The sequence below is a fragment of the Agrobacterium sp. 16-172Ci genome (assembly GCF_053522725.1).
Genome location: NZ_JBNWBW010000034.1, coordinates 1 through 20,865 on the forward strand (window position 1 = coordinate 1; position 20,865 = coordinate 20,865).

General features: G+C 60.9%; 20 protein-coding genes. 9 read left to right on the plus strand and 11 right to left on the minus strand.

Annotated features, from left to right (window positions below; all coding sequences use genetic code 11):
- Nucleotides 1-117: 117 nt before the first annotated feature.
- From ACQZ40_RS23195 to ACQZ40_RS23205, 3 genes are all read right to left on the minus strand, one after another.
- Complete coding sequence (locus tag ACQZ40_RS23195; RefSeq protein WP_448748740.1) at nucleotides 118-1,080, minus strand: 2-hydroxyacid dehydrogenase; 963 nt, start codon at nucleotides 1,078-1,080, stop codon at nucleotides 118-120.
- 339 nt (nucleotides 1,081-1,419) lie between these two features.
- On the minus strand, nucleotides 1,420-2,442 hold the full coding sequence (locus ACQZ40_RS23200) for a LacI family DNA-binding transcriptional regulator (RefSeq protein WP_003505469.1): 1,023 nt from the start codon (nucleotides 2,440-2,442) through the stop codon (nucleotides 1,420-1,422).
- Nucleotides 2,443-2,576: 134 nt separating this feature from the next.
- Complete coding sequence (locus ACQZ40_RS23205; RefSeq protein WP_035263256.1) at nucleotides 2,577-3,086, minus strand: MarR family winged helix-turn-helix transcriptional regulator; 510 nt, start codon at nucleotides 3,084-3,086, stop codon at nucleotides 2,577-2,579.
- A 79-nt stretch (nucleotides 3,087-3,165) separates the two neighbouring features.
- Here ACQZ40_RS23205 and ACQZ40_RS23210 point away from each other — a divergent pair, with 79 nt between their 5' ends.
- From ACQZ40_RS23210 to ACQZ40_RS23220, 3 genes are all read left to right on the plus strand, one after another.
- Nucleotides 3,166-3,966 carry a creatininase family protein gene (locus ACQZ40_RS23210; RefSeq protein ID WP_174040446.1) on the plus strand — a complete coding sequence of 267 codons (801 nt, stop codon included), beginning with the start codon at nucleotides 3,166-3,168 and terminating at the stop codon, nucleotides 3,964-3,966.
- Nucleotides 3,967-4,079: 113 nt separating this feature from the next.
- Complete coding sequence (locus ACQZ40_RS23215) at nucleotides 4,080-5,204, plus strand: CobW family GTP-binding protein (protein ID WP_448748741.1); 1,125 nt, start codon at nucleotides 4,080-4,082, stop codon at nucleotides 5,202-5,204.
- Nucleotides 5,205-5,686: 482 nt separating this feature from the next.
- On the plus strand, nucleotides 5,687-6,679 hold the full coding sequence (locus ACQZ40_RS23220) for a WD40 repeat domain-containing protein (protein ID WP_004433450.1): 993 nt from the start codon (nucleotides 5,687-5,689) through the stop codon (nucleotides 6,677-6,679).
- Nucleotides 6,680-6,707: 28 nt separating this feature from the next.
- Here ACQZ40_RS23220 and ACQZ40_RS23225 read toward each other — a convergent pair whose 3' ends face one another.
- The 3 genes from ACQZ40_RS23225 to ACQZ40_RS23235 form a co-directional block, all read right to left on the minus strand.
- A complete protein-coding gene (locus ACQZ40_RS23225; RefSeq protein ID WP_220319302.1) occupies nucleotides 6,708-7,889 on the minus strand; it encodes an MFS transporter in 1,182 nt (393 codons plus the stop codon).
- A gap of 328 nt (nucleotides 7,890-8,217) precedes the next feature.
- The gene (locus tag ACQZ40_RS23230) at nucleotides 8,218-8,865 is read right to left on the minus strand and encodes an outer membrane protein (protein WP_142845210.1); all 648 of its coding nucleotides are present in this window, start codon (nucleotides 8,863-8,865) and stop codon (nucleotides 8,218-8,220) included.
- A gap of 526 nt (nucleotides 8,866-9,391) precedes the next feature.
- Complete coding sequence (locus tag ACQZ40_RS23235) at nucleotides 9,392-9,679, minus strand: hypothetical protein (protein ID WP_004433441.1); 288 nt, start codon at nucleotides 9,677-9,679, stop codon at nucleotides 9,392-9,394.
- Between the two features lie 270 nt (nucleotides 9,680-9,949).
- On the opposite strand from ACQZ40_RS23235, the gene ACQZ40_RS23240 reads away from it, so the two are divergent.
- The 3 genes from ACQZ40_RS23240 (at nucleotide 9,950) to ACQZ40_RS23250 (ending at nucleotide 12,920) form a co-directional block, all read left to right on the plus strand.
- A complete protein-coding gene (locus ACQZ40_RS23240; protein WP_448748742.1) occupies nucleotides 9,950-11,128 on the plus strand; it encodes a hypothetical protein in 1,179 nt (392 codons plus the stop codon).
- Nucleotides 11,129-11,235: 107 nt separating this feature from the next.
- Nucleotides 11,236-11,877 (plus strand): DUF1007 family protein, encoded by a 642-nt coding sequence (locus tag ACQZ40_RS23245; RefSeq protein WP_004433429.1) that lies wholly within the window; start codon nucleotides 11,236-11,238, stop codon nucleotides 11,875-11,877.
- The gene (locus ACQZ40_RS23250; RefSeq protein ID WP_448748743.1) at nucleotides 11,871-12,920 is read left to right on the plus strand and encodes a nickel/cobalt transporter; all 1,050 of its coding nucleotides are present in this window, start codon (nucleotides 11,871-11,873) and stop codon (nucleotides 12,918-12,920) included. Before ACQZ40_RS23245 ends, ACQZ40_RS23250 begins: the two co-directional genes overlap by 7 nt.
- Here the strand turns inward: ACQZ40_RS23250 and ACQZ40_RS23255 are convergent.
- From ACQZ40_RS23255 to ACQZ40_RS23270, 4 genes are all read right to left on the minus strand, one after another.
- Nucleotides 12,917-13,192, minus strand: a complete 276-nt coding sequence (locus ACQZ40_RS23255; protein ID WP_174037686.1) for a hypothetical protein — start codon at nucleotides 13,190-13,192, stop codon at nucleotides 12,917-12,919. The genes ACQZ40_RS23250 and ACQZ40_RS23255 overlap by 4 nt on opposite strands.
- Nucleotides 13,179-13,871, minus strand: coding sequence for a GNAT family N-acetyltransferase (locus ACQZ40_RS23260; protein WP_220319298.1), 693 nt, complete (start codon nucleotides 13,869-13,871; stop codon nucleotides 13,179-13,181). The genes ACQZ40_RS23255 and ACQZ40_RS23260 overlap by 14 nt, the downstream gene beginning before the upstream one ends.
- Nucleotides 13,872-14,142: 271 nt before the next feature.
- Nucleotides 14,143-14,838 carry a tellurite resistance TerB family protein gene (locus ACQZ40_RS23265; RefSeq protein WP_004445183.1) on the minus strand — a complete coding sequence of 232 codons (696 nt, stop codon included), beginning with the start codon at nucleotides 14,836-14,838 and terminating at the stop codon, nucleotides 14,143-14,145.
- 108 nt (nucleotides 14,839-14,946) lie between these two features.
- Nucleotides 14,947-15,585: a 2-dehydro-3-deoxy-phosphogluconate aldolase gene (locus ACQZ40_RS23270; protein ID WP_142781354.1), complete on the minus strand. Its 639-nt coding sequence runs from the start codon at nucleotides 15,583-15,585 to the stop codon at nucleotides 14,947-14,949.
- A gap of 171 nt (nucleotides 15,586-15,756) precedes the next feature.
- Here ACQZ40_RS23270 and ACQZ40_RS23275 point away from each other — a divergent pair, with 171 nt between their 5' ends.
- The 3 genes from ACQZ40_RS23275 (at nucleotide 15,757) to trhO (ending at nucleotide 18,374) form a co-directional block, all read left to right on the plus strand.
- Complete coding sequence (locus tag ACQZ40_RS23275) at nucleotides 15,757-16,245, plus strand: CYTH domain-containing protein (protein WP_065655372.1); 489 nt, start codon at nucleotides 15,757-15,759, stop codon at nucleotides 16,243-16,245.
- Complete coding sequence (locus ACQZ40_RS23280; protein WP_448748744.1) at nucleotides 16,229-17,137, plus strand: CHAD domain-containing protein; 909 nt, start codon at nucleotides 16,229-16,231, stop codon at nucleotides 17,135-17,137. Before ACQZ40_RS23275 ends, ACQZ40_RS23280 begins: the two co-directional genes overlap by 17 nt.
- Nucleotides 17,138-17,429: 292 nt before the next feature.
- Nucleotides 17,430-18,374, plus strand: a complete 945-nt coding sequence (trhO, locus tag ACQZ40_RS23285) for an oxygen-dependent tRNA uridine(34) hydroxylase TrhO (RefSeq protein ID WP_080853567.1) — start codon at nucleotides 17,430-17,432, stop codon at nucleotides 18,372-18,374.
- A 127-nt stretch (nucleotides 18,375-18,501) separates the two neighbouring features.
- On the opposite strand, the gene ACQZ40_RS23290 is transcribed toward trhO, so the two are convergent.
- On the minus strand, nucleotides 18,502-20,745 hold the full coding sequence (locus ACQZ40_RS23290) for a bifunctional diguanylate cyclase/phosphodiesterase (RefSeq protein WP_448748745.1): 2,244 nt from the start codon (nucleotides 20,743-20,745) through the stop codon (nucleotides 18,502-18,504).
- Nucleotides 20,746-20,865 lie beyond the last annotated feature (120 nt).

Below are 20,865 nucleotides of genomic sequence, written 5' to 3' on the forward strand. Positions count from 1 at the left end.
GTCCGGAAATACGGCCGCCTGCCTGCATAGGCCGGGATGCGCATCCCGGCCTATGCATCAAGTAAACCACAATACGTCCACACAAGTCCGGGGTGACGGTGTGTGGAGGTTACGGCCTCACCCCTTGACCGGCGTTTCCGGCACCGGCGTCAGCACCTTGCCATCCCTGAACCAGCCGAGAATATTATCGGCCACCAGATCGGCCATGGCGTTGCGCGTCGGGATCGAAGCGGAGGCGACATGCGGCAGCAGGGAGACGTTCGGCAGCGACAGGAAGGCTTCCGGCACCTTCGGCTCGGCATAGAACACATCGAGACCGGCAGCGCCCACAGCACCGCTCTTAAGCGCCTGCAGAAGCGCATCCTCATCGACGCTGGAACCGCGCCCGACATTGATGAACACGCCCTCAGGCCCCAGCGCCGTCAGGATTTCGGCGTTGATCGCCTTATGCGTTTCCGGCGTACCCGGCACGATGCAGATGAGGATATCGACGGCTTCCGCCATCTCCTTCAGCGAGCCGTAATAGGTGTAGGAGAGGCCATCCCGTTTGCTGCGGGTGTGGTAACCGATCTCCACCTTGAAAGGCTCCAGCCGCTTGGCGATTTCCTGCCCGATGCGACCCATGCCAAAGAGACCCACCTTGCGGCCGCGCAGCGAAAACGGCGACAGCGCGAACGGACCTTCGCCAACCCATTTGCCGTCGCGCAACCAGGTCTCGGCCTGATAAAGACGGCGCACGGTGTTGATCAAAAGCGCAATCGTTGTATCCGCCACCTCGTCGTTCAGCACATCAGGCGTATTGGTCACCACGATGCCGCGTGTGGCGGCATGTTTGGCGTCGACGCCATCATAACCCACGCCGAAATTGGCGATGATCTCGAGCTTCGGCAGCGCATCGATCCATTTGGCGTTGACGACGCCGGAAACGGCAATGGCGTTAACACGCTCGGCCGCACCATCAGGCAGAACCGGCTCGGCGCCGGCAGGCACAGTCACGATCTCGACCTTGCCTTCGAGGCGTTCGAGAACGCGCGGGTTTATCTTGCCGGGAACGAGAACGACGGCCTTTTTGTCAGACATGAGCGGATATTCCTCCTGATAACATTCCGATAGCCGGAGCGGCTTTCAGGCGAACCTTCCGCCATCCCACTCCTCTGGGCGGCGATCTTTTCAAACAAAGACGGCTGTGAAAAGGGCAATAAGGGGATGCTATGGGGGCAGACGGAAGTTTCATGCCGATTTTTTTAAGCGCCCTCACCGTAATGCCGGACTGGATCCGGCATCCAGCCAGCCCAAGTCCTTGGGCTGAGAGAGTCTTTTTCACCGCGTAGACACGCGGTGACTGGATTCCGGCTCAAGGCCGGAATGACGGAAAGGTGCAATGCACAGAACGCGCACCATTTCCCATCGTCTGAAGCCTCACACCCGCGGTCGCACCGGCCCGGTCGATTGCCGGATGCGCATTTCCGGCTTGATGAGGTGAATGCCATCAGGCTCGTGGCTGCCCGCCAGCCGGTCCAGCAGCGCGCGGGCCGCCAAGCGCCCCACCTCGGCCTGGCCGTTGGACACGGTGGTCAGCGCCGGTGTGGCAATCGCCGCCTCTTCCAGATCGTCGTAGCCGGTGACGGAAATATCGACGCCTGGCACCAGGCCGGCACGGGAAATGCCGTTCATGAGACCGATGGCGACGAGATCGTTCCAGCAGACGGCCGCCGTCGGCTTCTGCGGCAGCGAGAGGAAATGCACGGCAGCCTCGAAACCGCCCTGCTTGGAGCGCGGGCCGGGAATGCGCAGGTTCGGATCGACCTCGATGCCGGCCTTGCGCAGCGCATTGACGTAACCCTGATAACGGTCACGGCCCGTCGATGTCTGGTCGGTGCCGCCAACCATGGCGATGGTGCGGTGGCCGAGGCTGATCAGGTGGTTGGTGGCAAGCGAAATGCCATAGCTGTCGTCGCCGCGATAGGTCGGCATGTCGACGCCATCCATCGAGCGCGCCACCAGAATGGCGGGCATGCCGTTTTCTTCGGCCAGCGTCATGTCCTCGATCGGCGTGCCGATGGCCGGCGACATGATGATGCCGTCCGAGCCGAGCTGCAGCAGCGTTTCGATGAAGGTGCGCTGTTTTTCCACCGAATCGTAGTGGTTGGAAAGAATGAAGGTCTGGCGGCTGCGGTCCAGCTCGCTTTCGATGGCTTTCAGAATTTCCCCATAGAAGGGGTTCATCACATCGTGGAACACCACGCCGACAATGCCGGAACGCGAGGTGCGCAGACTGGCGGCGCGGCGGTTGTAGATGTATCCCAGCGCCCGCGCCTGTTCCTTGATCTTGTCCCGCGTATCGGCAGCGACCAGCGGGCTGTCGCGCAATGCAAGAGAAATGGTGGCGGTCGAAAGACCGAGGCTTTCGGCAATCGTGGACAGTTTGACCTTTTGGGCCACGGCATTCCTCCCCAAACGCGTGTCAGTGACGGATGGCTCCGTTTAAATTGCAATTAAACAATTTAAACAAAATCCGCAACCCGTTTAAGGAATACCCACAAAACAGATGGTTCTTTTAAAAATTTCAGCAAAACTTATTGAAGATTGGCGTCTATCGCCTTCAAGAGTTTAACGATGTTGCGCACATCCTTGGCCGAAAGCCCCTCGACGGCTCTTGCGCCGCAATTGGCGATGGAAACATTGATGTGTTCGACGCTTTTCAAACCCGCTTCCGTCAGCTTCACCAGCGTCACACGGCCATCCTCGTCGTCGCCGCTGCGTTCCACGAAGCCCTGGGCCTCCATGCGGCCGATGGTGCGTGTCATGGTCGGCGCCTTGACGCCGAGTTTCTGGGCGATCTGCCCCGGCGTGAGGCTGCCTTCCTGCGCCAGCGCCAGGATAACGCCGTCCTGGCCCGCATAAAGCCCGCTTTCGGCAAGGCTGTGGCTCAGCGCCGTGCGCATGGAGCGGGCCGCCTGGGTGATGGATTGCGCCAGTTCCTCGGGGTTGAAATTCTCATCCCTCTTTTTGGCGTCCTTTACTTTCTTGCCGCCCTTTTCCTTCTTGGCGCTTTTGTCCTTATGCCCGGTTTTGTCCTTGCTCATATGCGAGTGCCTTTTACCCTGTGGCGGAACCGATATATGTTGCTGGAAATCCTTAACGAATGCACGCGCGGACTGCCATATGCCAAACTCATACACGCATTATCACGACGAAAACGTAACAGACCCGCATCTTCGCGCAACAGCTGCAATTTCCGTGCTACCGCTCGGCGCGCATGAACAGCATGGGCCGCACCTGCCGTTCGAGACCGATACGCTGATTGCCGAAGGCATCGCCGCCCGTCTCGCCGCCGCCCTGCCCGCCCACCTGCCCATCTCCTTCCTGCCGGTGGAACCGGTCGGCTATTCCATCGAACACATGAATGTACCGGGCACGAAAACGCTGCGTTACGATGAGGCCATCGAGCGCTGGCTCGGCATCGCCGAAGCGGAATATAAAAAGGGCGTGCGCAAATTCGTGATGCTGAACGCCCATGGCGGCAATTCACCGCTGATGACCGTCGTCGCCACCGAGGCCCGCGCCCGTTTCGGCATGCTGGCGGTGGCAACGAGCTGGACCCGTTTCGGCGTGCCGGTCGATATCGTGAAGCCGGAGGACAAGGCGGTCGACATCCATGGCGGCGATATCGAAACATCGGTCATGCTGGCGCTTCATCCCGAACGGGTGGCGATGCAGAAGGCCGAAAACTTTCCCTCCCGCCAGAGCGATTTCGCCAGCCGCTTCAAACACCTGCGCGCCTATGGCCCGCATGCATTCGGCTGGCTGATGAGCGACCTCAACCCCGACGGCGTTGCCGGAAACGCCGCCGCCGCCACTGCGGAAAAGGGCGAAAGGCTGATTTCCCATGCCGTAAAAGGCCTTGTCGAACTGCTTGAAGATATCCACGCTTTTGACATAACGTTATTTCATAACAAAATTTGAGCGACATGGCCGAATTCGGCCAAAATCTCTTTGAACTGCCCGGACGTCGCGCCTATATGGACGACGACACATATTCCTGAGGCCTGACGGCCTCTCTCCACGCGGGGTTTTCCATGACCGAAACAGCTATAGCCAAGCCCATTCCAGTCACCGTCCTGACGGGATATCTCGGCGCCGGCAAGACGACGCTTCTCAACCGCATTCTCTCCGAGAACCACGGCAAGAAATACGCTGTCATCGTCAATGAGTTCGGCGAGATCGGCATCGATAACGATCTGATCGTCGAGTCCGATGAAGAAATCTATGAGATGAACAATGGCTGCGTGTGCTGCACGGTGCGCGGCGACCTCATCCGCGTCGTGGAAGGCCTGATGCGCCGCCCCGGCCGTTTCGATGGTATCATCGTCGAAACGACAGGTCTCGCCGATCCGGTTCCCGTCGCCCAGACCTTCTTCATGGATGACGACGTGCGCGCCAAGACCGAGCTTGATGCCGTCGTTGCCCTCGTTGACGCCAAGCATCTGCCGCTGCGCCTGAAGGACAGCCGCGAGGCCGAAGACCAGATCGCCTTTGCCGATGTCGTCGTCGTCAACAAGACCGATCTCGTTTCGCCGGAGGAAGTCGCCCGCATCGAGGATATCGTGCGCGCCATCAATCCTTCCGCACGCATCTACAAGACCACCCGGTCCGGTGTCGATCTCGCCCGGGTTCTCGATCAGGGCGCCTTCAATCTGGAGCGCGCGCTGGAAAACGATCCGCATTTCCTCGAGCACGGCCATGAGGATCATGTCTGCGGCCCTGATTGCGATCATCACCACCACGATCATGACCACCATCATCATGACCATGACCATGACCACGATCATGGGCATCATCACCACGATCATGACCATGGCCACGATCATCACCACCATGGCGCGGTTTCGCCGATCCATGATGTGACGGTGCAGTCGGTCTCGCTGCGCGGCGGCGAGATGAACCCCGAGCGGTTCTTCCCGTGGATCCAGAAGGTCACCCAGACCGATGGCCCGAACATTCTGCGCCTCAAGGGCATCATCGCCTTCAAGGGCGATGCGGAACGTTACGTGGTGCAGGGCGTGCACATGATCATCGAGGGCGACCACCAGCGCCCGTGGAAGGAAGACGAAAAACGCGAAAGCCGCCTCGTCTTCATCGGCCGCGAACTGGACCGCGAGAAGCTGGAAAAGAGCTTCAACGCCTGCCTCGCGACGGCCTGATCGTTCGGCCCCGTCACCCCGGTGCCAGACCGGGGTGCGGCTGCGTCCGTCATCCGCCCGACGCGCGTTCTTCGACACCGTATACGGCAGTTGAAAATCATTGACACTCCGGCGCTCCGGGCTCACCCCCCTCTGTCCTGCCGGACATCTCCCCCTCAAGGGCGGAGATCGGCCCGTGGCGAGGTTTCGCACCTCTCGACGGTCGAGAATGAAGTGACAAGAAAGCGTCTTGCCGATCTCCCCCCTTGAGGGGGAGATGTCCGGCAGGACAGAGGGGGGTGAGCCCGGAGCGCCGGCGCGTCAATGATTTTAACTGTCGTGTAGGGTGGTTCCTCTACCACAAATCGCTCTATCTCCTTGATTTCACGAATCGTCCGAACGTAAAAGCGGTTCCGCTTTTGCCGGAAATGCTCTAGAACCATGCCAGCGAGCGGGAGCAACGCCCCCGCCCATCCGACACAGATACGAAAGACCGATGCCCCATGCCGACTGTTGCCCCGCTTGATATCGAAGGCCACGTGGTCTCGACCCATTTTCTCGGCGACATTCCCCTGTTTGCCACCGCCGCCGGCACCATTCACCGGCTGGATGGCGGCGAGAAGGTGACTGAGGCGCATGACGGACTTCTGACCTGCGTGCGCGATCCCTATAGCGCCACGCTGCTTTCCGGCGGCGAGGACGGCCGTGTGCTGCGCATCGGCCATGACGGCAGCATCGGCGAAATCGCCAACGTGCCGCGCAAATGGGTGGGCGTGGTTGCCGGCGGACCGCAGAAGGCTGTCGCTTATGGCGTCGGCAAATCCAGTTTCGTCCGGCTGTCGGACGGCACGGTCAAGGAATTCAAGGAAGAGCGCACGGTGGAGGCCATCGCGTTTGCGCCCAAGGGCCTGCGCATTGCCGTTGCCCGTTATAACGGTGTGACATTGCACTGGGTGGCGACCGCCGGCGATCCCGTCGATCTCGAATGGAAGGGCGCCCATACCGGCGTCACCTTCTCGCCCGATGGCAAGTTCCTCGTCACCACCATGCAGGAAAATGCCCTGCACGGCTGGAAGATGGAAGCCACCAAGGGCGGCATGGAAGCGCGCCACATGCGCATGACGGGTTATCCCGCCAAGGTCAAATCCGTCTCCTGGTCGGCAAAGGGCAAATGGCTCGCCTCTTCCGGCGCGCCGGCCGCCATCGTCTGGCCGTTTGCCGGCAAGGACGGCCCGATGGGCAAGGCCCCGGAAGAACTCGGCAGCCGCGCCAACATCATGGTCACCAATGTCGCCTTCCACCCCGTGGAAGATGTGCTCGCCATCGGCTTCATCGACGGCATGATCCTCGGCGTTCGCCTTGCCGATGGCAAGGAAGCCCTGCTGCGTCGCCCCGGCAAGGGCGCCATCACCGGCATGGACTGGAGCGCCACGGGCAAGCTGCTTGCCTTCGCCTCCGAAGCCGGGGATTGCGGGATCATCGACATTTCGGCTTGAGGGATGGACACGGGGGTAACAGGCCGCCCTACTCCCCCACCTGCCGCCGCGTCAAAAACAACAGCAGCAGGGCCGCGCCCGCGCCAACCGAAGCGAGCCGGATCGAGACGCCGAAACTCGCATATTGCGATACGAAGCCCATCAGCGGCACCGCAAAAAGCGCGGCGAGGAAAATGGAGTTCATGTAGAGCGCCGTCGCCCGGGCCGTGCGGCCGCGCGCAAAGCCCTGCACGAAAGTAAGGCAAGTGCCGGCACAAAGGCCGTAATAGGCGCCTTCCAGCGCCGCACCCGCGATCATGGCCGGCAATGTGGTGACCGAGGCGATGACGTTGAAGGCGACGATGGCCATCACCGCCGAAACGCCCAGAAGCAGGCGGGCGCTGAAGCGGCGCATCATTCGCGGCGCAAGCAGGATGAACAGAACCTCCATGGCGCATTTGACGCTGAGCGACAGGCCCGGCACGTAATCCGGCAGGCCGACCTCCCGCACCAGAAACACCGGCAGGGCCGAGGCGCAGAGAGCATGGGCAAAAGACATGCAGAAGCTGGCGGCCGCCGCCAGAAGCAGCGGCAGGTTGCGCCCCGTACCGTCGTCACCCGCCTGTCGCCGCTCCATCGGGCTGGTCTGGTCGCGCGGCACGACCGTAAGGGCAAGCCCGCCCCAGACGACCGCCATCAGCATGGCATTCACGAACACGGCCTTCGCGCCGGCAAGATCGAAGATCAGATAGGCGGCAGCGGGAACCAGCATCCATGCCAGCGACACCATCGTTCGCAGGAAGGCATTATAGGCGGCCGTATCCAGCGCCTTCACCCGGCCATGATACCGGCCGTAACTGAAAATGAGCGTGCTGGCGGCATTGGAAAGCCCCATGCCGGTCGCCGTTATCGCCACCAGCAGCGCCAGATGCCCGAAACTCGCCGCAGCCGCCGCGACAAAAGCGCCGCACACGGAAAGCATCAACAACGGCCTCACCCGCACCCCGGCATCGACACGCTCGCCATAAACACGGCTGGCGGCAATCGAAGCCAGCGCCGCCGTCACGCTGTAAAAACCGACGGTCGCCGGCGGATGGCCGAGCACCTGGATGATGTAAAAACCGATAAATGGCACAACAGCCGCATTGGTGCTGCCGGCAATAAAAACCAGCAGGGCGATCAAATAGGCCTGACGATCGAAAGCGCCCGGCGAAGTGCTTTTCTGGAGCATGGGAATCGACTGAAGGCTGGGAGGCGGGACGGGATGGCGGCGACCACCATCACATCAAAACGGCTTGTGGTTCAAGCCTGCTTGGAAAGCAGGATGCGGTTTCATTGCCGGTTAAAGGTGAAGCCGCTTCTTTTATGCCGGGCCTGGCTGCCGCCCTGGGGCTGGACGCAAGCTCTCAACCGCAAGCCCGTGTCACTCAATTAGAAGCACCTGCCCGGCGGTTTTTCTTGCCGCCGGGCAGGTCATGGATCGATATGCGTCGAACTGTCGCCCCCGATACCGCCGCCGTAAAGATGGGCGACCCTCTTCGGAAACGAAAATCCGCAAATCAGAACTTTACGCCGAGACCGACGCTGACGACATGTTCGCTGAGCTTTCCATCGGCGGAAATGCCCCGGACAGTATAGGTTTCCTTGCCGAAGTCGTTGTAACGATATTCGAGACGGCCGAATACGTTGTCGGTGAAGGCGTAATCGATGCCGGCGCCAATCGTCCAGCCATTCAGCATCTTGCTGGTATTGCCGAAGGGCGTCTTGATCTCGCTGTCCGTCGCGGTGTAACCACCGGCGGTGTAGATCAGGGCGCGGTCGACCGCATAGCCGGCACGCAGGCGCGCGGAGCCGTTCAGGCCCGAGGAAACCTTGCTGAGGTTGATCGTCTTTTTGCCCCAGGCATAACCGAGATCACCCTCGACACCGAGAATGACGGACGGCGCGACTTCGGCATTGTAACCGGCAAAGCCCGCAAAGCGAGCGCCATCGAAACTGTGCTTGTCGGTCTCACCGTCTTCAGTCGTTTTCAACCGCTCCCAGCCATAGCCGCCCGAAACACCGGCGTAAAAACCGTCCCAGGAGAAGGCAGGCGCGGCATCGTTGACGACAGGTGCTGCCGGAACGTCGCTGACGGCATCGGCAGCAATGGCTGCGCCGGAAAGAACGCCGAGCGCGGCGAGCGCGAGAAATGATTGTTTCAACATGAAATAGCTCCTTCAAAACTTCCTTACCCGCCGAAATGCGAGCCGCGAACATACCCGCCACCGAAATCACAATCACAAATGGCGAGTCGTGGACACGTGTTAATTGAAACATCCAAAAGTTAAAAGCAAGTAACAACAGCAGCAAAATTGAAAGTATTTTAAAATATAGATCATATTTTTACTTTATAATTTCATTTATTACCAATACAGAAATTAGAATATAAAAATATAAATATGCATCGGCGCACACCCGTTTCCGAAGCCGTCACGGATCGGCGGACACAAGGTGCTGATGGAGCATCCAGAATAAAAAAAGAGGGCCGCGAGGCCCTCTTCCAGTCATGCGATGCGCCGTTTGTTCTTGCCGGAAACGCCATGCGTGAAACACACGCAACTCGAGGATCATTGCCGGCTTATGCGCTGCGCGCATCGTCTGCGTCGAAAATCCCTGATGGTTTTCGAGCTGTTGCGTTGGAGCGGGATGGAGAAAAGCCCGATGGTTTCGCCATCCCGTTCCACCTTTCGGTTAGTGGCGGCGCTTTTTGCCGCCGTCATTCTTGTTGTCGATGACATCGACGGACGTCTTGTTGCCGTTCAGCACACCGTTCAGGATGCCGGTCTTGTTGCCGTTCAGGATCCCGTTATTGGACAGGATGCCGCTGACACCCAGATCGATGCTGGGCGAGACGACGACAAGGGCGCCGCCCTTGTTGCTGTTGCCGGACAGGATGCCTCCCAGAAGACCGCCCGCATTGGCCTGACCAACGGAAGCGACAGTAAGAATAGCGGCTACACAAGCGAACTTTGCAATCATTTCTCTCTCCTCTTTTGTTTGATCACGCCATCTGGCGTAACTGAACTGTATATTTAGAGTATTCTAATTCAAGCAAAGGCTAATATTACAATAAACGATTAACACTAATACTTGTGATTTTAATAAAATTTTACATATCGCATCTTCGCGCTTCCACCTCTTGTTCGAACAATGCCGGTCGGCACCTGTATCGCGACAGTAAAGCGGTGCGGGAAACTTTATTAACCATCCAAATATAAGATATTGCTTAATTAGAGACCGGAGATGCGAATGAGGGTGGGGGGATATATCGCGCTTGTTCTCGGGCTTGCCTGCGCCTGCGGCGCGCGGGCGGGGGAAAAGGCCGATGAGCACAATGTTACCTATAAATCCGGCATTGCTTATGACAGCAATTATTTCGCCGACACCAACCGGCTGAGCGCGATTTCGCTGCGCGCCGGCTTCGGGCTCAACGGCAAGATCGTGCTGGAGGGGGCAGAGCTGCGTTATTCGCTCGAGCAGGAAGAGGTTCGCCTGCCCCGCTATCGTTTCGCCAATGAACATAACACCATCGCGGCGCTGGGGCTGACGAAACGATTTTCCGAGAAGCTGGAATGGGCCCTTGAGCTGCGCGGCACCCGCAGCGATGCCGGCGATATTTTCCTGCACCTGCCGGAAGAAGACATTGGCTACCGACAGCTGGATCACAAGCTGGAGGCGTCTTCCCAGCTCGGCATCCTCGCCCTTGGCGGCAAGAACACGCTGACGGCAAGTGTCGCCAGCCTGATGAAAGGCAAGGCGCGGTTCCGCCCGGCCTATTTCCTGCCCACCCGACTGGAAGCGAACGAGGCGCTTTTATCGCTGAAGGCCGAACATGCACGATCGCTCGGCGGCGGCGAGGCAGGGCTGACGCTTGCTTACGACCGTATCGCCGTGCCGGAGGGGCAGCAGGAAAAATATGAACGTTTTCCGGCCAATACGCTGCGAGGCTCTCTGGCCTATGGTTACAGGTTCTCCGACCGTTTCGCGGTTCTGGCCGAAGCGGGCTTCACCTCCATTTCAGGCGATGAGATCAGCGACAAGGTAAAGCGCACCCGCCCCTATCTGCGGGCCGAGGCCGAGGTGAAGGCCACCGAGCGCATCGCCTTCGGCGCGGGCTTTTCGCAGGACTATGCGCTTTTCGACCCGGATGACCCGATTGCCGAATTCCATCGCCGCTTTCAATTCGTCATCAAAAGCAGGCTCACCGAAAGGGTGGGGCTCGATCTTGCGCTGCACCGGGTCCACAAGGACTGGATCTATTATAATTACGATACCAGCGAGCGCCGGCTGGTCGCGACACTCTCCTTCGATACCGGCAAGAACAGCAAGCTGGAGGTGGAGTTCAACCGCCTGCTGCATGGCGAGCGCGATACCGATCTTGCCTATAGCGGCTCCAGCATCACCTCGCGTTTCAGCGGCACCTTCTGAAATTTAGTGTCGGCCCGCGCGAAGGATCAGCCGCATCAGGTCGAAATTCGGTCCCAATTTCTGTTAGAGTCAGGCCTTCCAGATTCGAAGGCAGGACAGACCGGATAATGAACAGACGCTTTTTGCTCCTCGCGGCCGGCCTTGCCTGCGTTCCCGTCGCCGCGGCGGCGCATCCGCATATCTTTGCCGAAGCCCGCATGGAAATCGTCGAGGGGCCGAACGGCACCGTTCAGGAAGTGCGCAACATCTGGCGTTTCGACGAGATGTTCTCGGCAAGCGTGGTGATGGATTACGACAAGAACAGCGATCTGAAGCTCGACAAGGACGAGCTGGCCGAGATCGGCAATACCGTGCTGGAATCGCTCGCCGAATATTCCTACTACACCTTCATCACCGCCAATGGAAAACCGGTGGAATTTTCGAAGCCCGAGGCCATTCACGTGGACTATAAGGATCAGCAGATCCTGATGTTCTTCTCGGTGAAGCCGACCAAGCCTCTGGCCGTCAAGGGCAAGCTCAGCTTCGGTGCCTGGGATCCGACCATGTATACGGCAATCGATTTCGCCAAGGACGGCGATATCGCCACGCAGGGTAAGGATCTGAATGCCTGCAAGCACCACGTGGTGCGCCCCGATCCCGACGAGGTGATCTCACAGAACCAGGGCACGCTCACCGACGCCTTCTTCAACGATCCGACCGGCACCGACATGACCAAGCTCTTCGCCACCCGGCTGGAGGTCTCATGCTGAGCCGCAGGGCCGGCCTCTTCGCCGTCGCCGTTGGCCTCATTGTCGCGGCCGGTGCGGCCCATGCGCAATCGCCGCTCGGCATCGGCTCGGCCGAGCCTTCCTTTTCCGTCGGCGGCCCCTTCGCCCCGCTGATGCAATGGATCAACGTGCACCAGCAGATGTTTTATCGGGCACTGACCGGCGCGTTGAAGGCCATGCGTGAGGATGGCTGGGCGCTCAGCTCGCTGATCGGCCTCTCCTTTGCTTATGGCGTTTTCCATGCCGCCGGCCCCGGCCACGGCAAAGCGGTCATTTCGTCCTATATGATCGCCAATGAGACGCAGCTGAAACGCGGCATTCTCATTTCCTTCGTCTCGGCGCTCATTCAGGGTGCGGTCGCCATCGGCCTCGTCGGTGCGGCCTGGCTCGTGCTGCGCGGCACCTCCATCACCATGACGAAGGCGACGCAGGCGATGGAAATCGCCAGCTTCGCCATGGTGGCGCTGTTCGGCGCCTGGCTGCTGGTGCGAAAACTCTGGTCGCTGCGCATCCGGCGGGAACCCGTTCCCGTCTTCGCCACGGCGGGCGAGGCATCGGTGGCCCGAACCAGCGGCATGGGCACGGGGCTGCGGTTCCAGGGCAAGCCGGTTTTTGCCGATCACGACCATGACGGCACGGGCGATCTCTGCACCGCCTGCGGTAAATCCCACGCGCCGGATCCCATGCTGCTGAAGGGCAAGAACTTCAGCCTGCACGAGGCATGGTCCGCCATCATCGCCGTGGGGCTCAGGCCCTGCTCTGGCGCGATCATCGTCATGAGCTTCGCGCTTCTGAACGGGCTTTATCTCGGCGGTGTGCTCTCCGTCCTCGCCATGTCGCTCGGCACGGCCATAACGGTATCGCTGCTCGCCATCATGGCCGTCTCGGCAAAAGGCCTCGCCGTGCGTTTCGCCGGCCCCGGCAGCCGCAGGGCGGCCGGCATCAGCCATGCGATAGAGATCGCCGGTGCGCTGTTCGTGCTCATCATGGGGCTGTTGCTGCTCGGCGCGTCGCTTAAGCTCTAACCGTCACGGCGACGCTGGTAACGGGCGCGCAGCCAGAACAGCAGGAAGAAACACAGCACCGCCACCGTGCCGAAGGCAGCGGCGAGCCAGGGCGAATAATCGCCGAGCCACAGCATGATCTTCGGCATGACGAAGAAGACCAGCCCAAAACCGACGATGATGAGGGCGGCGGCGAAGGCCGGAGACCAATCCTTCTTGCCGGGGCTCGGCTTTTCAGGCGCCGGGTTTTCAGGCGCCGAGTGTTCAGGCGCAGGCTTTTCAGGCAATGGCATCGGCAAACTCCGCACGGATATCCTCAAGCTTGCGCTTCTGCGCGCCGTCGGCCGCAAAATTCTCCGGCGCAAGCCAGGCTTCGAAGGCCTTGCCGATCAGCGGCCATTCGCCGTCGATCATGGAAAACCACGCCGTATCGCGGTTCTGCCCCTTCGAGATCATATGCTGGCGGAAAACGCCCTCGAAGGTGAAGCCATAACGCTTCGCCGTGATCTTGGAGGGCTCGTTTTCATTGTGGCATTTCCACTCGTAACGGCGATACCCCAGATCCTCGAAAACATGTTTCGCCATCAGGTAATGCGCCTCGGTGGAAAGAGGCGAGCGCTTCATCTTCGCGCCATGGGCGACGGAGCCGACCTCGACCACGCCATTGGCGGGATCGGGCCGCATGTAGCTCGCCATGCCGACGATATCGCCGGTGGCGTTTTCAACGAAGACCAGCGTGACCCAGTTGAGCTTCTGCCCTGCGCCGACGAGCCAGTCGCCGAAAGCGTCGGCATCGGGAAAGGCGCTTTGCGGGAAATATTTGAGCAGTTCATTCACGCCCTCGCCACCAAGTGCGGCCCAGAGCCTTGCGAGATGTTTTTCGCGATCAAACGGCTCCGCCGTCACGTAACGGCCCTTCAACACCACCGGCTGCGGCGGCGGACATCCCTTGAAATCACTCAGATCGCGCATTCTCTTCCCCATTTGCTGGGAGAAGGATTAGGGCAAGCGGGGCGGGATGACAACAGTGCATGTATCAGGTCGGCGGGCGCGGTTCACCCCCCTCTGCCCTGCCGGGCATCTCCCCCTCAAGGGGGGAGATCGACCCGAGGCGATCTCTTGGCCATCTTCAACGTTGCGAGTAAGCGAGCGTTTCCTTCTGGCTGATCTCCCCCCCTTGAGGGGGAGATGCCCGGCAGGGCAGAGGGGGGTGAACCGCGCCCGCCGAGGCTAAACGCCTACCTCAAACCTTCGCCGCCACCACCGTCGCCTCGATATGATCGACCAGCGCATCCGGCAACCCAAGCCGCCCTGCCAGAAGATCGAGATAGCCCCGCTCCGCCCGCGTATCGGCCTCGATGGCAAGCCGCGAGGCGGTGTAAAGCTCCACCTTCTGCTCTTCCGTGCGGGCGGCAGCCACCAGCGCGTCGATGTCGAGCGGATCGGCCAGTTCCTTTTCGAGGAAACGCTCGGCTTCGCTATCGAGGCCGGAGACCTGCACCTTGTCCATGATATTGGCGCGCTCCTTCTCATCGATATGACCGTCCGCCTTGGCGGCGGCGATCATCGCCTGGATGAGCTTCAGCGCAAAATCATTGGAAAGGGCGGGCGATTGCGGGTGGAAGGCGGAATCGGCCGGCGGGGCGAGAAGCTCCGGCTCGGGTTTCGGCGCTGCTTCAGGCGCCTGGCCGGACTTGTAATTCTTGTAGGCGAGGTAACCGAGACCGGCGATGGCGGCAACGCCGCCAATGGTGGCAACATTGCCGGCAAGCTTGCGGCCGGTCTTGGTGCCCAGAATGGCGGCGGCGAGCGCGCCGGCCTTGAGCGGATTATTCTTGGCGATATCGGCGGCCTGCCCGGCTCTGTCACGGACGCTTCCCGAAAGGCCCGGCACCTGCGAGCCGAGGAATTGTTCAAGAAGCTTCTTGGCGTCGAACATCAAAATCTCCTGTAGAGGTCAAATCTACAGGGGAGATAGGAAGCCGTGGGCCGAATACAAATGTCAAACCCGCTCACGCCTTCGTGAACGGGTTTGACAGAATGCAAATCAGGCGCGCAGTGCGGCGGCTTCGGCGGCAAGCTTGGTAATGCCCGCCCAGTCACCCGTCGCCACCAGTTCGCGCGGGGCAACCCAGGAGCCGCCGACGCAGACGACGTTCGGCAGGGAGAGATAGTCATTGGCGTTCTTGAGCGACACGCTGCCGGTCGGGCAGAAGACCGTGCCGGCGAGCGGCGAGGACAGCGCCTTGAGATAAGGTGCGCCGCCGGCCTGTTCGGCCGGGAAGAACTTCAGCACCTTGTAACCCTCGTCGCGCAGCGCCATGACTTCGCTGGCGGTGGCAGCACCCGGAAGCAACGGCACCTTCGAACCGCGCGCGGCTTCCAGCACGCTTTTATTGATGCCGGGGCTGACGATGAAGGTGGAGCCGGCTTCCGCCGCCGCTTCGAAATCCTTCGCATTGAGAATGGTGCCGGCGCCGACATTCGCACCCTCCACTTCCGCCGCAACCGCGCGGATGGCATCGAGCGCCGCCGGTGTGCGCATGGTGATCTCGATCGCCTTCAGGCCGCCTGCGACCAAAGCGCGCGCAAGCGGCACGGCGGAAGCGGCGTCATCCACGATCAGCACCGGCACGACCGGCTGGAGCTTGAGGATGGAGAGCAGTTTTTCGGAGTCCTGGGCCAAGATGAGCCTCCCTTGCGCAATTGAAACGATTGAAATTCCGTCTACCGATTAGCCTGCCTCGGCTTTCATGTCGAGGCGCGCCAGCCGCATTTTTATCCAGATACTTCAATCAATTCGCTTCATCGCACTATCATATTGCGATAATCTGGCGCCCCAGTTCGCGGAGACAGCATGGCCAAGGAAATTGAACGGAAGTTTCTTGTTGCAGGCGGTGAATGGCGCAATGAGGTCACGCATAGCATGGCTTTCCGGCAGGCATATGTCGCCTCGATGGAAAACCGCTCGGTCCGGGTCAGGATCGTCGACCAGCGCGATGCGACCCTCACCATCAAGATCGGCGCAAGCGCGCTTGTCCGCGACGAATATGAATATTCCATCCCCCTCAAGGACGCCGAAGAGCTGATGGCGAGCGCGCCGGGGGTTGTGATCGAAAAAACCCGCCACACCGTCGATCATGGCGGCTTCACCTGGGAAGTGGATGTTTTCGAAGGGAAATATCACGGGCTGGTGGTGGCGGAAGTGGAAATGAACGACGAGAATGCCGATCCCGATCTGCCGTCCTGGCTGGGCAGGGAAGTCACCGGAGACAAGCGCTTCTCCAACCAGTCGCTCGCCATGGACTGTCCGAACGGAGACTTGCCGGATGCCCTTCAGAATTGATCCGAAAAAGCCCTTCGACAATGAAATCCGCCGGGCCGGGCTGGAGCTGATCGACGATACGGTCACGATCCTTCGCGACCAGCCGTCCGGATCCCACGAGGCCGTGCACGACGCCCGCAAGCGGTTCAAGCGGCTGCGCGCCCTCTATCGCCTCATCCGCAAGGCGGCACCGGATTTCGGCCGCGAGGAAAACGCCCGTATTCGCGATATCGCCCGCTCCCTCGCCTTTGCGCGCGATGCAACGGCGCTGGTGGAAACAGCGGAATATCTCGAGGCCTTCGCGCGTTCCGATGCGCAGGGCGAAGCGCTGCGCTCGATCACCGCGATGCTGCGCGCGCGCCGCGACGACGCCATAGAACACGAGGCCGGTCTCGACGAGGCCATAGCCGCCGCCATTGCCGGCTGCGTGGAAGCGCGCCAGAAGCTCGAGGACCTGTCGCTGCCGGATGAGTTGAAAGACACCGCCCGGCTGCTGAAAAGCGCCTGGGCGAAACAGAGAAAAAGGGCGCGCAAGGCGCTCACCGACTGCCATAAGCAGGCCGACGCCGAGCATTTCCATGAATTGCGCAAGTCCGGGCAGGCCTATTGGATGCATCTTGGCCTGATGCGCCGGCTCTGGCCCTCCGCCATGCGCGCCAAGCGGGCCGATACCAAGCGGCTGGTGGATATTCTCGGCCACGAGCACGATCTCTCGGTTCTTGCCGCCGTCGCCGACCGCGAACCGGAGCGTTTCGGCAATGGCGAGCGGCTGGCCCTGCTGCTCGATGCGATCATCGAGAGGCAGCAGGCGCTGCGCACGGAAGGCCTTGCGCTGGCAAACGAGGTGTTTTCCGAATCCGCCCGCACCGAAAGCCGCATCGTCGGCCTGTTGTGGCGGCAGGCGGCGAGATAGCCCAAACGCCACTTTCGGCGCTCGCCCACCTCCGTCATTCCGGCCTTGAGCCGGAATCCAGCCAGCCCAAGTCCTTGGGCTGAAAAGACTTGTCCCGCCGCGCAGACGCGCGTCGGCTGGATTCCGGCTCAAGGCCGGAATGACGGAGGTGCCAATGCAACACCCTGTTGCCTGCACACGGCGGCAGGAGCGATAGGAAGCCCGCAAACCCTCCCGATTTGACGATTTTCAAAATACCCGAACCCGCCGATAAATATTGCTTTGCGGCCGCCGTCGCTGTATTTCAGCGCCCATGACCGACACGACCATTCTCCCCCGCCCGGAAGTCTCTGGTGATTTCCTTGTGGCCGCGCTTTATCATTTCGCCCGCCTGCCGCGGTTCGAGAGCCTGCGCGAGCCGTTGTTTGCGCTCTGCCAGGAAAACGGCGTCAAGGGCACGCTGCTGCTTGCCGCCGAAGGTATCAACGGCACCATTGCCGGGCCGGATGCGGGCATTCACGCCGTGCTCTCCTTCCTGCGCGCCCAGCCGGAATTCGCCGCGCTGGAGCACAAGGAAAGCCGCGCCTCGCACATGCCTTTCGTGCGGCTGAAGGTGAAGCTCAAGAAAGAGATCGTCACCATGGGCGTGCCGGATATCGATCCGAACCGCATCGTCGGCACCTATGTCGACCCGCGCGACTGGAACGAGCTGATCTCCGATCCGGATACAATCGTCATCGACACCCGCAACGATTACGAGACCGCCATCGGCGTCTTCAAGGGCGCGGTCGATCCGCAGACGAAAACCTTCCGCGAATTTCCCGACTGGGTGAAGAACAATCCCGGCCTGCATAACAAGCCGAAGATCGCCATGTATTGCACCGGCGGCATTCGCTGCGAAAAGGCCACCGCCTTCATGAAGGAACAGGGTTTCGACGAGGTCTATCACCTCAAGGGCGGCATCCTGAAATATCTGGAAGAAGTGCCGGAAGAAGAAAGCCTGTGGGAAGGCGCCTGCTTCGTCTTCGACGAGCGCGTCTCCGTGGTGCACGGCCTTGCCGAAGGCGACCACCAGCTTTGCCACGCCTGCCGCAATCCGATCACACCGGAAGTGCGCCTATCCCCCAAATTCGAGGAAGGCGTGTCCTGCCCGAGCTGCTACGATGACCGCAGCGAAGAGGACCGCCAGCGCTTCCGCGACCGGCAGCAGCAGATCGAACTGGCCAAGAAGCGCGGCGAGCGGCATCTGGGGCGGTAAGCCGGACTGCACCGCGATTGCATGTGGATCGAGCGTGTTGCGCCTGACGTTCTTCTCCCCGGCGGGGAGAAGAAAGGGGCCGCACTTTCAGGCCATCAAAAATCGCTGAAATAAACCCGTGCGACCTTCACGCCCCTGCCCGCAACGCAAAGAGCGGTGCGTCCTGCCCATCCAGCATGGCGGTGATCTCTTCCGCCGCGACCGGTTTCGAGAACAGGTAACCCTGCAACTCATCGCAGCCGCACAGATGCAGGATGGCCGCCTGCTCTTCCGTTTCCACGCCTTCAGCCGTCACCGGAATATCGAGCGACTTTGCCAGCGCCACGGTGGCCTGCAGCATTTCCAGCGAGCGGCCGCCCTTGTCGAGCGCCATGATCAGCGAACGGTCGATCTTCATGCGGTCGAAACCGAAGCGGCGCAGATAACCGACGCTCGCGAAGCCGGCGCCGAAATCGTCGAGCGCTATATGCAGGCCAAGCTGTTTCAGCTTGTCGATGGCCGCACTCGCCCGCTCCGGATGCTGGATGAAATAACCTTCCGTCATTTCCAGCCGCAGCCTTTCGGGCGGCGTCTGCGTCGCATCAAGGATATCGGCCACATGGCCGGAGAAGGCAGGATTGCGGAACTGCACGGGAGAGATATTCACCGAGAGCTTGATGGACGGCCATTGCTGCGCCGTCTCGCAGGCCTTGTGCAGGACGAGAAGGCCGAGCCGGTCGATAAGGCCGCTGGTTTCGGCAGCGGCAATGAAGATATCCGGCGGCACGAAGCCATATCCCGGCCGCTGCCAGCGGGCCAGCGCCTCCACCCCGGTAATACAGCGCGTGGCGGCGCTGACGACCGGCTGATAGACCACCTGTATCTCATCGTTCAAAATGGCAGAGCGAAGATCGGCTTCGAGCTGCAGCTTCTCCTCGCGCAGCGCATCCATCTTCAGCTCATAGGAAACGTAACGCCCGCGCCCGTTCTCCTTGGCCTGATACATGGCCATATCGGCACGCCGCAGCAACTCCTCGCCATTGATATCGCCGGCGCGGGAAACCGAGGTGCCGATGCTGCAACCGATGCTCGCCACCCTTTCACCGATGCTGAAAGGCTCGGTAAAGAGTTCGAGAAGCGCCAGACACAGTTTGCGGCCTTCGGCCCAGACGTCGTTGCCCTGAATGGCGATGGCGAATTCGTCGCCGCCGAGCCGCGCCAGCACCGCGCCTTCCGGCACCAGCACCCTCAGCGCCGCCGCCACGCCCTTGATCAGCCGGTCACCGGCGGCATGGCCGTAGGAATCGTTGATTTCCTTGAAACCGTCGAGATCGAGATAGAGCAGCTTGATATCCGTCTTGTCATGGCGGCCCCTGTCGACCATGCGGTTCAGCCTGGCGAAGAGCCCGGCGCGGTTGCTGAGCCCGCTCAGCCGGTCGCGCAGCGCCTCCTCCCGCGCCGCTGCCTCATCCGCCTTCAGGCGGTCGAGCGTGGCCGAACCGATGATGAGCAGCACCAGAAAAAACGTGCCGGCAATGCCAAGCGCGGTAAAGACGACCGGACGCGCCTCATGAAAGCTGACGTCTCCCGGCAGGTGCGAGCGCCAGACGAGCCGCGCCAGCACCTCCCCCAGCGGATTGACGATATCCACATGGTTGGCGGCAGGGCCGTCGCCATATTGCAGTTCCAGACCGTCGATGACGTAATTGCGCGCAAGCTTATCCACCGTCGCCTGCTTGAGATGACGGGCGAAAACCAGATAACGCCGCTCCGCACCGACAGGCGGCAGCGCCCCGGACTTCATCCGCACGAGCGCAACCCCCGCGGCGGCGACGCCATCGCCGGTCTTGACGAAACCGGTCACCTGCGAGGTGATGCCCGGACGCATGGAGCGCACGCGCTCGATCATTTCCCTGAGACCGCCGGCAAAATAGGCGTCCGGCTTCCATGCCACCGGCTTGCCGTCCTGATAGGCCATGCGGACCTTGCCGTCCTCATCGATGACCACGGCCGTATCGAAGAGATCGTTATTGACCGTCATCTCGCCGTAATTGCTTGCCACCCAGTCGAAACGATCAGGGGCATAGACATATTCGGCGGCATCGTCCCAGGCGGCGTAGTCATTCAGCGTCGCGCCGAGCTGCTCACGAAAGGTGACGAGGGCGCCCGCCGTCGTCTCGCGCGAACGGGCATTGTCGAGCAGGTTGGCCTTTTCCCGGACCTGGCTCAAGGCGGATAAAACCAGCGCGGTGACGATGATAAGCACCAGCGCGAAGGTGGACAATACGACGCCCACGGCGGTTCTGCGCCCGACCGGCAAATAGTCCCCAATGTTGCGCGGCGCAATCCGCATAAAATCCCCTTCGAAAGCCTCATCTTGCGAAGGAAACATTCAAAAGCGGTTAAGCCGCATTGTGGCCCCGCCCCAAAAAACTACGGGTATAAAACGACAGTCTGGCAGAGGCGCTGAAAAATCCTTCCCTGAAATGCCCCGGGTTTTTCATGGAAGGCG

Bases quoted from the DNA above. Each gene is read 5' to 3' on its own strand.
- ACQZ40_RS23195 (WP_448748740.1), bottom strand. From the start codon at position 1,080: ATGTCTGACAAAAAGGCCGTCGTTCTCGTTCCCGGCAAGATAAACCCG.
- ACQZ40_RS23205 (WP_035263256.1), bottom strand. From the start codon at position 3,086: ATGAGCAAGGACAAAACCGGGCATAAGGACAAAAGCGCCAAGAAGGAA.
- ACQZ40_RS23210 (WP_174040446.1), top strand. From the start codon at position 3,166: ATGCCAAACTCATACACGCATTATCACGACGAAAACGTAACAGACCCG.
- ACQZ40_RS23215 (WP_448748741.1), top strand. From the start codon at position 4,080: ATGACCGAAACAGCTATAGCCAAGCCCATTCCAGTCACCGTCCTGACG.
- ACQZ40_RS23220 (WP_004433450.1), top strand. From the start codon at position 5,687: ATGCCGACTGTTGCCCCGCTTGATATCGAAGGCCACGTGGTCTCGACC.
- ACQZ40_RS23225 (WP_220319302.1), bottom strand. From the start codon at position 7,889: ATGCTCCAGAAAAGCACTTCGCCGGGCGCTTTCGATCGTCAGGCCTAT.
- ACQZ40_RS23230 (WP_142845210.1), bottom strand. From the start codon at position 8,865: ATGTTGAAACAATCATTTCTCGCGCTCGCCGCGCTCGGCGTTCTTTCC.
- ACQZ40_RS23235 (WP_004433441.1), bottom strand. From the start codon at position 9,679: ATGATTGCAAAGTTCGCTTGTGTAGCCGCTATTCTTACTGTCGCTTCC.
- ACQZ40_RS23240 (WP_448748742.1), top strand. From the start codon at position 9,950: ATGAGGGTGGGGGGATATATCGCGCTTGTTCTCGGGCTTGCCTGCGCC.
- ACQZ40_RS23245 (WP_004433429.1), top strand. From the start codon at position 11,236: ATGAACAGACGCTTTTTGCTCCTCGCGGCCGGCCTTGCCTGCGTTCCC.
- ACQZ40_RS23250 (WP_448748743.1), top strand. From the start codon at position 11,871: ATGCTGAGCCGCAGGGCCGGCCTCTTCGCCGTCGCCGTTGGCCTCATT.
- ACQZ40_RS23255 (WP_174037686.1), bottom strand. From the start codon at position 13,192: ATGCCATTGCCTGAAAAGCCTGCGCCTGAACACTCGGCGCCTGAAAAC.
- ACQZ40_RS23260 (WP_220319298.1), bottom strand. From the start codon at position 13,871: ATGCGCGATCTGAGTGATTTCAAGGGATGTCCGCCGCCGCAGCCGGTG.
- ACQZ40_RS23265 (WP_004445183.1), bottom strand. From the start codon at position 14,838: ATGTTCGACGCCAAGAAGCTTCTTGAACAATTCCTCGGCTCGCAGGTG.
- ACQZ40_RS23275 (WP_065655372.1), top strand. From the start codon at position 15,757: ATGGCCAAGGAAATTGAACGGAAGTTTCTTGTTGCAGGCGGTGAATGG.
- ACQZ40_RS23280 (WP_448748744.1), top strand. From the start codon at position 16,229: ATGCCCTTCAGAATTGATCCGAAAAAGCCCTTCGACAATGAAATCCGC.
- trhO (WP_080853567.1), top strand. From the start codon at position 17,430: ATGACCGACACGACCATTCTCCCCCGCCCGGAAGTCTCTGGTGATTTC.
- ACQZ40_RS23290 (WP_448748745.1), bottom strand. From the start codon at position 20,745: ATGTTTCCTTCGCAAGATGAGGCTTTCGAAGGGGATTTTATGCGGATT.